The 12,456-nt window shown below is 61.4% G+C and carries 13 protein-coding genes; 5 read left to right on the top strand and 8 right to left on the bottom strand.

From position 1 onward, the window contains the following. Window positions 1–113 precede the first annotated feature (113 nt). The 4 genes from ACP7C6_RS02730 (at window position 114) to ACP7C6_RS02715 (ending at window position 4,191) form a co-directional block, all read left to right on the top strand. Window positions 114–596 (top strand): sigma-70 family RNA polymerase sigma factor, encoded by a 483-nt coding sequence (locus ACP7C6_RS02730; RefSeq protein WP_028616992.1) that lies wholly within the window; start codon window positions 114–116, stop codon window positions 594–596. Window positions 597–715: 119 nt separating this feature from the next. Beyond that, on the top strand, window positions 716–2,053 hold the full coding sequence (locus tag ACP7C6_RS02725; RefSeq protein WP_028616991.1) for a lysine N(6)-hydroxylase/L-ornithine N(5)-oxygenase family protein: 1,338 nt from the start codon (window positions 716–718) through the stop codon (window positions 2,051–2,053). Window positions 2,054–2,119: 66 nt separating this feature from the next. Next, window positions 2,120–3,340, top strand: coding sequence for a putative DNA modification/repair radical SAM protein (locus ACP7C6_RS02720; RefSeq protein ID WP_016974873.1), 1,221 nt, complete (start codon window positions 2,120–2,122; stop codon window positions 3,338–3,340). Beyond that, complete coding sequence (locus ACP7C6_RS02715; protein WP_426108223.1) at window positions 3,337–4,191, top strand: TIGR03915 family putative DNA repair protein; 855 nt, start codon at window positions 3,337–3,339, stop codon at window positions 4,189–4,191. The genes ACP7C6_RS02720 and ACP7C6_RS02715 overlap by 4 nt, the downstream gene beginning before the upstream one ends. Before the next feature lie 74 nt (window positions 4,192–4,265). On the opposite strand, the gene ACP7C6_RS02710 is transcribed toward ACP7C6_RS02715, so the two are convergent. From ACP7C6_RS02710 to ctlX, 7 genes are all read right to left on the bottom strand, one after another. Continuing rightward, complete coding sequence (locus ACP7C6_RS02710) at window positions 4,266–4,763, bottom strand: Lrp/AsnC family transcriptional regulator (RefSeq protein ID WP_016974875.1); 498 nt, start codon at window positions 4,761–4,763, stop codon at window positions 4,266–4,268. A gap of 5 nt (window positions 4,764–4,768) precedes the next feature. Next, window positions 4,769–5,599, bottom strand: a complete 831-nt coding sequence (locus ACP7C6_RS02705) for an ABC transporter ATP-binding protein (protein WP_028616989.1) — start codon at window positions 5,597–5,599, stop codon at window positions 4,769–4,771. Between the two features lie 3 nt (window positions 5,600–5,602). Then, on the bottom strand, window positions 5,603–6,316 hold the full coding sequence (locus tag ACP7C6_RS02700; RefSeq protein WP_028616988.1) for an ABC transporter permease: 714 nt from the start codon (window positions 6,314–6,316) through the stop codon (window positions 5,603–5,605). Beyond that, window positions 6,313–7,014: an ABC transporter permease gene (locus tag ACP7C6_RS02695; protein ID WP_028616987.1), complete on the bottom strand. Its 702-nt coding sequence runs from the start codon at window positions 7,012–7,014 to the stop codon at window positions 6,313–6,315. The genes ACP7C6_RS02700 and ACP7C6_RS02695 overlap by 4 nt, the downstream gene beginning before the upstream one ends. A gap of 132 nt (window positions 7,015–7,146) precedes the next feature. Then, window positions 7,147–7,926, bottom strand: coding sequence for an ABC transporter substrate-binding protein (locus tag ACP7C6_RS02690; protein ID WP_426108222.1), 780 nt, complete (start codon window positions 7,924–7,926; stop codon window positions 7,147–7,149). Window positions 7,927–8,171: 245 nt separating this feature from the next. Then, window positions 8,172–9,218 carry an ornithine cyclodeaminase gene (locus tag ACP7C6_RS02685; RefSeq protein WP_028616985.1) on the bottom strand — a complete coding sequence of 349 codons (1,047 nt, stop codon included), beginning with the start codon at window positions 9,216–9,218 and terminating at the stop codon, window positions 8,172–8,174. 16 nt (window positions 9,219–9,234) lie between these two features. Continuing rightward, on the bottom strand, window positions 9,235–10,161 hold the full coding sequence (gene ctlX, locus ACP7C6_RS02680) for a citrulline utilization hydrolase CtlX (RefSeq protein WP_426108221.1): 927 nt from the start codon (window positions 10,159–10,161) through the stop codon (window positions 9,235–9,237). A 267-nt stretch (window positions 10,162–10,428) separates the two neighbouring features. Between ctlX and ACP7C6_RS02675 the strand changes: the two genes are divergently transcribed. Next, complete coding sequence (locus tag ACP7C6_RS02675) at window positions 10,429–11,325, top strand: GNAT family acetyltransferase (RefSeq protein ID WP_426108220.1); 897 nt, start codon at window positions 10,429–10,431, stop codon at window positions 11,323–11,325. A 98-nt stretch (window positions 11,326–11,423) separates the two neighbouring features. Here the strand turns inward: ACP7C6_RS02675 and ACP7C6_RS02670 are convergent, their stop codons facing one another. Beyond that, the gene (locus tag ACP7C6_RS02670; protein WP_028616982.1) at window positions 11,424–12,443 is read right to left on the bottom strand and encodes a branched-chain amino acid aminotransferase; all 1,020 of its coding nucleotides are present in this window, start codon (window positions 12,441–12,443) and stop codon (window positions 11,424–11,426) included. Window positions 12,444–12,456: the final 13 nt, after the last annotated feature.

Raw genomic sequence — 12,456 nt, 5'->3', positions numbered from 1 at the left:
TTTAAAAGTAGATGAGAATTACTATAAATTGCACGCACTCAAACTGCCATCACCTGAATGCTGTCTTTATTTGCACCCAAGGACCTAATGCCGCCACCCGGCGGTCGGGAGTCATGTTGGAAAACTACTATCGCGAGCTGGTGTGTTTCCTCAACGCCAAGCTGGGCAACCGTCAGGTGGCCGAGGATGTGGTGCATGACGCTTATGTCCGGGTGCTGGAGCGTTCCAGCGACACGCCCATCGAACAACCCCGTGCCTTTTTGTACCGCACGGCGCTCAACCTGGTGATCGACGGCCATCGGCGCAATGCCTTGCGCCAGGTCGAACCCCTGGATGTGCTGGATGCCGAAGAACGCTTCGCCAGCAGCTCGCCGCACACTAACCACGACCACGGCCAACGCCTGGAACTGCTCGAACGCGCCCTGGCCGAGCTGCCACAGGCCTGTCGCGACAGCTTCCTGCTGCGCAAGCTCGAAGGCCTGACCCACCTGCAAATCGCCGAACGCCTGTGCATTTCTCGCGCCTTGGTGGAGAAACACATCGTCAACGCCATGAAGCACTGCCGGGTGCGGATGCGCGAGTGGGAAGCGCACTGATCAATGATCAGTTAAATTTTATTTCACTGTCCTCGTTTCCTATCAACACACGACCTGTTGTTCAGGTCTTGAAGGTATTCCCGCCCCACCGCCAAGGGGCTTATCCAGAGGACACTGGAATGACACAGGCAATTGCTTCGCCCGCGGTTCACGACCTGATCGGTATCGGTTTCGGCCCTTCGAACCTGGCGCTGGCCATCGCCCTGCAGGAGCGCGAAAAGGCCCAGGGCAAACTGGACGTGCTGTTTCTCGACAAACAGGCCGACTACCGCTGGCACGGCAATACCCTGGTGACCCAGAGCGAGCTGCAGATTTCATTCCTCAAGGACCTGGTGACCCTGCGCAACCCCACCAGCCCGTATTCCTTCGTCAACTACCTGAAAGCCCACGATCGTCTGGTCGACTTCATCAACCTGGGCACCTTCTACCCGTGCCGCATGGAGTACAACGACTACCTGCGCTGGGTCGCCGGGCAGTTCCAGGCCCAGGCGCGCTATGGCGAGGAAGTGCTGGCCATCGAGCCGATCCTGCACCAGCAGCAGGTTGAAGCGCTGCGCGTGATTTCCCGCGATGCGCTCGGTGAGCAACATGTGCGCACCACCCGTTCGGTGGTGGTCAGCGCCGGCGGCACGCCGCGCATTCCTGAAGCGTTCAAGGCGCTCAAGGGTGACAGCCGGGTGTTCCATCATTCCCAGTACCTGGAGCGCATGGCCAGCCAGCCGTGTGTCGAGGGCAAGGCCATGCGCATCGCCATCATCGGCGGTGGCCAGAGCGCGGCGGAAGCCTTCATCGACCTGAACGACAGCTTCCCGTCGGTGCAGGTCGACATGATTCTGCGTGGTTCGGCGCTCAAGCCGGCGGATGACAGCCCGTTCGTCAACGAAGTGTTCTCGCCGGCCTTCACCGACCTGGTGTTCCAGCAAGAGGGCGCCGAGCGTGAGCGTTTGGTCGCCGAGTACCAGAACACCAACTATTCGGTGGTGGACCTGGACCTGATCGAGCGTATCTACGGCATCTTCTACCGCCAGAAAGTCTCCGGCATCGCCCGCCAGGCGTTCCGCACCATGACCGTGGTCGAGAAGGCCACCCCAGGCCCGCTGGGCATTGAATTGGTGCTGCGCAACAACGCCAACGGCGACACCAGCGTCAACCATTACGACGCGGTGATCCTGGCCACTGGCTACGAGCGCCAGACACACCGCGCGCTGCTGGCGCCGCTGGAAGCCTACCTGGGCGACTTCGACGTGGCGCGCGACTACCGCATCGTCACTGACGAGCGTTGCAACGCCGGTATCTACATCCAAGGGTTCAGCCAGGCCAGCCACGGCTTGAGCGATACCTTGCTGTCGGTGCTGCCGATTCGCGCGGATGAGATTGCGGCGTCGTTGTATGCGCTGGACCGTGGGCGCGGCAAAGGGCGTTCGGTGCAGGACCTGTTGCTCGCCACCGCGAGCTGACAGGCTGCACTTGTGACCTGGAGGGCTGGCTGATACTGTACAAAAAACCAGTATCGGTAGCCCTCCATGCAGTTGATCGAAAAACTCAGCATTCTCGCCGACGCCGCCAAGTACGATGCGTCCTGCGCCAGCAGTGGCGCACCCAAGCGCAGCTCCGAAGGCAAGGCGGGGCTGGGGTCTACCGATGGCATGGGCATCTGCCACAGTTATACGCCGGACGGGCGATGTGTGTCGCTGCTCAAGGTGTTGCTCACCAACTTCTGTCTTTACGACTGCCAGTACTGCGTCAACCGCCGCTCCAGCGACGTGCCCCGCGCGCGTTTCAGCCCGGAGGAGGTGGTCACCCTGACCCTGGATTTCTACCGACGCAATTGCGTCAGCGGGCTGTTTCTCAGTTCCGGCATCATCCGTTCGTCCGACTACACCATGGAGCAGTTGGTGCGGGTCGCCAAATTGCTGCGCGAAGAGCATGACTTTCGCGGCTATATCCACCTCAAGACCATTCCCGATGCCGACCCGGCGCTGATCGCCGAAGCCGGAAAGTATGCCGATCGCCTGAGCGTGAACATCGAATTGCCGACCGAGGCCAGCCTGCAGACCCTGGCGCCGGAAAAAAAGATCGTGTCGATCAAGCAGGCCATGCAGACCATCTACACCGGCGAGCAGACGGTCCGCAACGAGCCGCGCGCGCCGCGTTTTGCTCCGGCCGGGCAGAGCACGCAACTGATCGTCGGCGCGGATGACACCGATGACAGCACCATCCTCCACGGTGCCGAGGCGTTGTACGGCAACTTCAAGCTGCGCCGCGTGTATTACTCGGCGTTCAGCCCCATCCCCAACAGCCCGAAAAGCGTGCCCCTGGCCGCGCCTCCGTTAATGCGTGAGCATCGCTTGTACCAGGCCGATTTCCTGCTGCGCAGCTATGGGTTCAACGCCAATGAACTGTTCAAAGGTCCCGGCCACCTGGCGCTGGATATCGACCCCAAGTTGGCCTGGGCCCTGGAAAACCGTGAGGTGTTCCCCCTGGACCTGAACCGCGCCGAGCCGACCTTGATCGCGCGTATCCCAGGCATCGGCCTGCGCACCACCCAGCGCCTGGTGGACCTGCGCCGTGAACGCAAGATCCGCTTCGAAGACCTGGCGCGCATGCGCTGCGTACTGGCCAAGGCCAAGCCGTTTTTCATCACCAGTGACTACCACCCGCAACAGGCCGACAGCACCAGCGTGCTGCTGCGCGAACAATTGCGCGACCGCCCGCAACCGCAGCAGATGGGGTTGTGGGGATGATCAGCCTGGAATGCGACAACCTGTTCAGCACCTGGCGCGACCAGGCGCGCTGGTTGCTCAGCCATCAGGTCGACCCCAGCCAGGTAAGCTGGGGCGAGGCGGAGGTGGCCGACCTGTTTGCCACCGACCAGTCGATTCCCGAAGCGCCTGGGCCTTTCCAGACGCGGGTGCCCAAGGCCCTGCTGGAACTGTTGGAGTCGGCCGCCTGTTACCACGGCGACCAGCGCTGGAGCCTGCTGTACGAAGTGTTGTGGCGGGTCAGCCACGGCGACCGTACCGCCATGCTGGCGGGGGACAAGCTGGGCAGTGAGTTGCAGCGGCGGATCAAGCAGGTCAGTCGTGAGGCGCACCACCTGCATGCGTTTGTGCGGTTTATCGCGTTACCCGCCGAGGCCGGGCCGCAATTGCCCGAGTACGTAGCCTGGCATGAGCCTGCCCACGACATCCTGAAATCGGCCAGCCAGCATTTCATCGGGCGCATGGGGCGGCATCGCTGGATGATCGCCACGCCGTTGGACGGGGTGTATTACGACGGTGAGCAGTTGATCCATCAGCGCGAGTGTCCCGAGGCCTGGCGGCAATTGGCGCAGAATGTCGAGGACCCCCACAGTGCGATGTGGCTGACCTACTACAGCCACATCTTCAATCCGGCGCGGTTGAACCCCAAGGTGATGGAAGGGCACTTACCCAGCCGGTTCTGGAAGAACCTGCCGGAGGGCAAGTTGATACCGGGGTTGATCAGTGAGGCGCGGACGGGGAAGCAGAAGGATGGGCAGGCGAAGATGATTGGGGTCAAGCCTGGCAAGAAAATCTGTAGGAGCGAGCTTGCTCGCGAAGATCGCCAACGATAACGCGTTCATTCTGGATTAACGCGGTGTTCTTGGATTCTTCGCGAGCAAGACAGTCATTAGATGGAGAGGTGTGTTCAGGCCAGTTCGGTGGCGGTGTTCTTGACCACCGCCAACTCCGGATGCGCCACCAATTTATCAATGTGCAACTCGTCATTGTTCAACCAGGTCTCGGTCAGCACCCGGTAATGCTCCATGTCCCGGCAGCGCATGCGCAGGCTGTAGTCAAACGGGCCGCTGATCAACTGGCATTCGAACACCTGCGGGCAAGCCTTCACACAGGCTTCGAAAGCCTTCTGCGCCGAGCGCCCGCTCTGGTTCGACAAGGCCACCAGCACCAGCAACGACAACCCTGGCGACACCATCTGCACATCAATGATCGCCCCATACCCACGGATCACGCCGCGCCGCTCCAGCTTGCGCACCCGTTCCAGGCAGGGCCTGGGCGTGAGGTGCACCAGCGACGAGAGCTTTTCGTAGGTGATACGCCCCTGGTGGCGTAGGACTTCGATGATGGCTTCATCGATGCGGTCCAGCGCGGGGGAGGAATGGGGTCCGTTGGCCTTGGTATCCATGGGTTTCACTTCAAACGGTTGGAAAGAAATTGCTGCAAGCGTTCGCTGTTGGGGTGGTCGAGGATCCTGGCGTCGCCGTGTTCCTCGACCCGGCCCTGGTGCAAGAACAGCACTTGGCTGGACACCTGGCGGGCAAAGCCCATTTCGTGGGTGACCATCAGCATGGTACGACCTTCCTCGGCCAACGTCTGTATGACTTTGAGGACTTCTCCTACAAGTTCGGGGTCCAGCGCGGAAGTCGGTTCATCGAACAGGATGATCTCCGGCTCCATCGCCAACGCCCGTGCAATCGCCACGCGCTGTTGTTGGCCGCCGGAGAGGAACGCCGGGTATTGATCCGCCACGCGGCCCGGCAGGCCGACCTTGTCCAAATACATCCGTGCGCGTTTTTCCGCCTCGGCGGCGCTGACGCCCAACACCCGGCGCGGGGCCATGGTGATGTTTTCCAGCACGGTCATGTGGCTCCACAGGTTGAAGTGCTGGAACACCATGGCCAGGCGCGTGCGCAGGTTCTGCAACTGATCTTGATGCGGCGCACGGGTGCCGGCGCGGCCCTGGCGCATTTCGATGCTGATGCCGTCCAGGGTGATCACCCCGGCGTCCGGCTGTTCGAGGAAATTGATGCAGCGCAGCATTGTGCTTTTGCCGGACCCGCTGGCGCCGATCAGGCTGATCACGTCGCCATGGCGCGCATTCAGGGAAACACCCTTGAGCACTTCATGTTCGCCGTAGCGTTTGTGGATGCCTTCGACTTGCAGCTTGATGGCGGCGGTGGCGGGTTTGACAACGGGTTCATCAACGGGATAAGCGGCCAGGGCCTGCGCGGACTGATTCATGGGTTAGCCTCGGGTAGGAACAAGAAAACGCATCCAGCGACGTTCGGCCAGTCGGAACAGGCCCACCAGTGCAAAGGACAGCAGCATGTAGAGCAGGGCAGCGATGCCGAATGCCTGGAACGTCAGGAACGTTTCGGCATTGGCGTCGCGGGCCACCTTGAGGATGTCAGCCACGGTGGCGGTAAACGCCAGGGAGGTGGCGTGCAGCATCAGGATCATTTCGTTGCTGTAGGCCGGCAATGCGCGGCGCAGTGCGGCGGGCACCACCACGAACAGGTTGAGACGCCAGCCGTGCAGGCCATACGCGCGGGCCGCTTCGATTTCACCATGGGGAATATTGCGGATCGCTCCGGCGAAGATTTCCACGGTGTAGGCGCAGGTGTTGAGCACAAAGGCCAGCAGCGTGCAGTTCAGCGCGTTGCGGAAAAACTGGTTGAGCAGGGCGTTGTCCTGCACCACTTCCAGGCTGTACAGCCCGGTGTAGCAAATCAGCAACTGGATATATAACGGCGTGCCGCGAAACAGGTAGGTGTAGACCTCCACCGGCCAGCGCAGCCAGACGTGCTCGGAAACCCGCGCGAGTGCCAACGGTATCGATAGGAAAAAACCGAACACGACAGAGATGATGAACAACCACAACGTCATCGCTACGCCGGACAATCCTGTGCCATCGCTGAACAGATAGGCCAGGCCATATTGCTGGAACAGTTCGATCATCGCGCCATCCCCTTGATTCCGAGGTTGTAGCGCCGTTCGAGGCGCTTGAAGATGCGGTTGGAGAGGGTGGTGATCACCAGGTACACCAGGCCCGCGAGGATCAGGAAATACAGTGGCTCGTTGGTCGTCTTGCCGGCGTTCTGTGCGGCCTTGACCAGGTCCGACAGGCCGATGATCGACACCAGCGCTGTGGACTTGAGCAGCACCAGCCAGTTATTGCCCAGGCCCGGCAGGGCAAAGCGCATCAGTTGCGGGAACAGCACCAGGTGAAAGCGCTGCCAGCGGCTCAGGCCGTAGGCGGTCGCGGCTTCCAACTGGCCGACTGGCACGCTGAGGATCGCGCCCCGGAAGTTCTCGGTGAAATACGCGCCGTAGATAAAACCCAGGGTGACGACGCCCGCGGTAAACGGGTCGATTTCAAAGTAATCCCAGCCGAACACTTCGCTCAGGTCGTTGAGCCACAGTTGCAGGCTGTAGAAGATCAGCAGGATCAGCACCAGGTCCGGCACGCTGCGAATCAAGGTGGTGTAGAGCGTGGCCGGCACGCGCAGCCATTTGGCGCTGGAAAGCTTGGCGCCGGCGGCAATCAGGCCCAGGGCAAGGCTGAGGGCCAAGGCAAGGAATGACAGTTTGAGGGTCATCCAGGCGCCTTGGGCCAGCATCGGGCCGTAGCCGTGCAGGTTGAGGAATTCGTTCATGGGGAGAGTCTCTTAAGGGCGCAGACAACCTTGTTGGAGCCGGCTTGCCGGCGATGAGGCCCTTGGGTTCAGCGCAATGCTTCAGGCCGCCATCGCCGGCAAGCCGGCTCCTACAGGGATCAGCCGTTGGCATCACTCGTTGTAGATGTCCTGGTCGCCGAAGTACTTCTTCTGGATCTGTGCGTAGGTGCCATCGGCCTGGACGGCGGCGATGCCCTTGTTGATCAACGCACGCAGCTCCTGATCGTTCTTGCGCAGCCCCATGGCAATATCCAGCGGCAGTGTCGGGTCCTTGAAGGCCGGGCCGGTCTTGAAGTCGGCGCCTTCGGGCTTGGACAGGAAGTTGAGCTGGGCTTCGAGCTTGTCGGTCAGGGTCGCGTCGAGTCGGCCGTTCTGCAGGTCGGCGTAGTTCTGGTCTTGGGACTGATACGCCTTGATCTGCGCGCCGAGCTTGGCCAGGTGCGCACGCGCATACGCCTCTTGCAGCGAGCCTTGCAGCACGCCGACTTGCTTGCCCTTCAGAGATTCCGGCGTGTCGCCGAAGTCGGCGCTCTTGCACGTGATCACGGAGGTCGGGCTGAGGAACAGGCGGTCACTGAAGTCGATGATCTTTTCGCGGGCCGGGGTCACGGCCATGGAGGACATGATCGCATCGAACTTGCGTGCGCGCAGGGCCGGGATCATGCCGTCGAATTCGTTGTGCACCCAGGTGCATTTCACTTCCAGCTTGGCACAGATCGCGTTGCCCAACTCAATATCGAAGCCTTGCAGGCTGCCGTCGGCGGCGACGGATTCGAAGGGGGGGTACTCGGGGAATACGCCGAAGCGGATTTCTTTCCAGTCCTGGGCGTGGGCGGCGGTGGCGCAGAGTGGCAACAGCAACGCGGCGAAGAGTGATCGCAGTGGAGTCATGTGGAGTCCCTATATTTTGTAATTGATGTCAGGGCAGTCTTTAAATTGAAACAAATAGTTTTTGTTGGAGGGAGAGAATGCTTCATGGTGGTGCGTTTTTTGTGTCGTTTACCCCTCCCACAAAGCGCGAATTACGCTGTTAAAACGTGCAATGCAGCGGAATCGGCTGAGGCACCCGCTGAATCGGCTTTTAACCAAGGTGAATCTGGCCCGCCCTCGACGCAAAGCGGCAGGCCAGAGCGTTTTCAGGCGCGCTTTTTCTGCTGTACGCGTGGTTGTTGGGCCAGGCGTGCGAACAGGTCTTTCGGGTCGGCCAGGTCCGGCACCAGCTCCAGGTCGCTGCCTACATCCAGTGCCTTGGCCACGTCCAGCACATAGCGCAGGGCCGAATAGTCTTCAATGGCAAAACCTACCGAATCGAACAGAGTGACCTGGCGCGCATTTTCGCGGCCGGGCTGCTGGCCGTTGATCACTTGCCACAGTTCGGTGACCGGCGAATCTTCCGGCATGTGCTGGATTTCGCCTTCGATACGGCTTTGCGGTTCGTACTCGACGATCACTCGGGCGCGCTCGACGATACGTCGGTCCAGTTCAGTCTTGCCGGGGCAGTCGCCGCCGACGGCGTTGAGGTGCATGCCGGGCTCGATCATCTCGTCCGTCAGGATGGTGGCGTAGGCCTTGTCGGCCGTGACGGTGGTGACGATGTCGGCGCCTTTGACCGCCTCGGCGACGCTGGCGGCCAGGATCACCTTGATCGCCGGGAACGCCTTGAGGTTGGCCGCCAGCTTGGCGGTGGCTTTGGCGTCGATATCGAACAGGCGGATCTCATTGATGCCGAGCATGGCGTGGAAGGCCAGGGCCTGGAATTCGCTCTGGGAGCCGTTGCCGATCAGCGCCATGCTACGGCTGTTGTCGCGGGCCAGGTAGCGGGCGACCAGCGCCGAGGTGGCAGCAGTGCGAATTGCGGTGGTCAGGGTCATTTCCGCCAGCAGCACGGGCAGGCCAGTGTCTACATCCCCCAAGGCGCCGAAGGCCATTACGGTGAGCATGCCGGCCAGGGTGTTTTTCGGGTGGCCGTTGACGTATTTGAACGCGTACAACGACGCGTCAGAGACTGGCATCAGCTCGATCACGCCGTCCGGCGAGTGGTTGGCCAGGCGCGCGCATTTTTCGAAATCCTGCCAGCGCAGGTAGTCGGCACGGATGTACTCGGCCATCTCGGTGATGCAGGTTTGCAGGCCTTTTTGCGAGACCAGGTAGCAGAGATCGTTGACGTCGATATAGCGGGTCATGGCAAGACTCCTTGAGTTATTGGACGGTGGCGCGGGCGGGCAGGTGCACTTCCGCCAGCATGCAGCGGGCACTGCCGCCGCCGATGCGTTCGATGTTGTCGATGTTCACCACCACCGGGCGCGTATGGCGCTCCACGTGCTGGCGCTGGGCGGGTTGCAGGGCGCCCCAGGCGCTGGCCGACATCACCAGCAGCGGCTGGCCGTCGCGGTCATGTACTTCGAGCATGTTGCCGGCGAAGGCTTCCAATTGGTCGAAGTCGAGGGCGAGGATGTCTTTGCCGGTGTCGCGCAGTGAGCGTTCCAGGGCCTGGCGTTCGCTGGCGTCGGGCAGGGCTTGCAGGCACACCACCGAGAGGTCGCGGCCGACGCTCATCATCACGTTGCTGTGGTAGATCGGCGCGTGATGGCGGTCGACGGCGTGAAATACGCAGAGCTGGTAGTCGAGGCGTTCGGCGAACTGGCGTAGCGCGTCGTGGTGGGTGCGCCCGGAGTGGCAGGCGTAGCTGATGCGGTGCTGGCGGTCGAGCACCATGCTGCCGGTGCCTTCGAGGAAGATGTTCTGCTGTTCCAGGTGGCTGAGGTCGATGGTGTCCTTGACCGTAAATCGTTGTTCCAACACTTGCAGCACGCCTTTGTTGCGTTCCAGTCGTCGGTTCTGGCCTTCCATCGGGTACAGCACCAGGCTGCCGTCGGCGTGGCTGCTCCACCAGTTGTTGGGGAAGATCGAGTCGGGAGTGTGAGGTGCCGGGGTGTCCTGCACCACCAGTACTTCCACGCCGTGCTGGCGCAGGGTATCGACATAGCCGTCGAATTCTTCCAGCGCTTTCTGCTGTGCACTGAGCGGGTCGAGGGGGCGGCGTTGGAAGCGGTTGTTGATCGCGGTGTCCGGGTTGAAGGCATAGCGCGCCGGGCGAATCATCAAGACAGTATTGGTGGTTTGCATGGGTGCACGGGTCCATGGGGTGAGCTGTGGGAATATTGTGTGGCTTGTGCGGGATGAATCCCGGCTGAAACCTGAGGGCGGCTCAGCCGGGAAAGCTGAAAAGGGTAATGGCACAGCCGAATCGGCTGTAGGGGTTGGAATGCGATCAATCTGTAGGAGCCGGCTTGCCGGCGATAGCGCTGGGTCTGACAGACCGCTATCGCTGGCAAGCCAGCTCCTACATTAGTATGAGGGCGTTCGTGAAACCCGAGCCAGGAAGGAGAATGCATGTCTACCGCTGTTCGTACGGCCCAAACCGCCGATGCCGAGGGGATCAGCCAAGTCATTCTGGCGGCCCTGCACAGCAGCAATGCGCGGGACTATCCGGCGGATGTGATCGCGCGGGTTGCCGCTAACTTCACGCCGGAGGCGGTGCTGGAACTGCTCAAGCGTCGCGTGGTGCTGGTGGCGGTTCAGGAACGGGTAATCGTCGCCACTGCGGCCCTCGACGGCAATGTGGTGCGCTCGGTGTTCGTCAACCCGTCGCTGCAAGGGCAGGGCATTGGTCGGCTGTTGATGATCGAGATTGAGCTACGCGCCCGCGAAGCCGGAGTGACGGTGCTGAGCGTGCCGTCTTCGCTGACGGCCGAGCCGTTCTACGCCAAGCTGGGGTTCCATACTGTGCGCGACGTCTACCACGGCAACGAGCGTACGCTGGTGATGGAAAAAGCGCTGCTGTCCCGCCACCCTATCGGGCCGTACCGCGACCGCCCGCACCGGGCGCAGGTGGTAGCGTTATGGCAGGAAGCATTTGGCTATGACACGGCGCATAACCTGCCGACGCTGGCGATTGATAAAAAGTTGGCGGTCAACGACGGGCTGTTTTTCGTCGCGATGGACAAAAAAACCGTGATCGGGACGATTCTGGCCGGCTATGACGGACATCGCGGCTGGCTGTATTCGGTGGCGGTGCACGCCGACTATCGGCGGCATGGCTTGGGGTCGTCGCTGGTGCGGTATGCGGAACAGGCATTGACGGCACTGGGCTGCATGAAGATCAACCTGCAGATCAACGGCGGGAATGAAGCGGTGGTGGGGTTCTACGAGGCGTTGGGGTATGGGGTGGAGCCGAGGATCAGCATGGGCAAGAAGATTGCCGAAAACATCCCCAAGAGCGGCGCGTAAACCTGTAGGAGCCGGCTTGCCGGCGATGAGGCCCTTGAATTGATCGCAGCATTCAAGGCAGCCATCGCCGGCAAGCCGGCTCCTACAGGGTTTATGGGTTAGACCTTGACGATCCAGCCTTCCGGCGCTTCAACGTCACCGGTCTGCACACCGGTCAGCTCTTTGTAGAGCTTCTGGGTGATCGGGCCGACTTCGGTCTCGCTGTGGAACACGTGCAACTTGCCGTTGTACTGGATGCCGCCGATTGGCGAGATCACCGCAGCCGTACCGCAGGCGCCGGCTTCCTTGAACTGGTCCAGCTTGTCGATGAACACTTCGCCCTCGATCACGTCCAGGCCCAGGCGGGTCTTGGCCAGTTCGATCAGCGACAGGCGGGTGATGCCTGGCAGCACCGAAGGCGACTTCGGCGTAATGAACTGGTTGTCGTGGGTGATCCCGAAGAAGTTGGCCGAGCCGACTTCTTCGATTTTCGAATGGGTCATCGGGTCCAGGTAGATCGCATCGGCAAAACCGGATTTCTTTGCTTCGGAACCTGGCATCAGGCTGGCGGCGTAGTTGCCACCGACCTTGGCGGCACCGGTGCCTTGTGGCGCGGCGCGGTCGAAGGTGGAAATCTGGAAGTTGTGCGGCACCAGGCCGCCTTTGAAGTAGGCGCCGACCGGGATGCAGAACACGGAGAAGATGAACTCCGGCGCGGTACGTACGCCGATGTTGTCACCGGTGCCGATCACGAACGGGCGCAGGTACAGCGCGCCGCCGCTGCCGTACGGCGGGATGAAGTGCTCGTTGGCCTTGACCACTTGTTTGCAGGCATCGATGAACACGTCGGTCGGCACATGCGGCATCAGCAGACGGGCGCAGCTGCGTTGCATGCGGGCGGCGTTCTGGTCCGGGCGGAACAGGTTGATCGAACCGTCCTTGCAGCGATAGGCCTTGAGGCCTTCAAAGCATTGCTGGCCGTAGTGCAGGGCGGTGGAGCCCTCGCTGATGTGCAGCACGTTGTCGTCGGTCAGGGTGCCTTCTTGCCATTCGCCGTTTTTCCAAACCTGGAGAAACCGCTTGTCGGTCTTGATGTAGTCAAAACCCAGCTTGTCCCAATTGATGCTTTCGTTACCCATGACACCCTCTATC

Origin of the sequence: Pseudomonas sp. TWR1-1-4 (genome assembly GCF_049897165.1) — a bacterium.
GTDB lineage: Bacteria > Pseudomonadota > Gammaproteobacteria > Pseudomonadales > Pseudomonadaceae > Aquipseudomonas > Aquipseudomonas canadensis.
The sequence above is the reverse complement of the archived record's forward strand: the minus strand, read 5'-3'. Positions and strand labels throughout refer to the sequence as shown.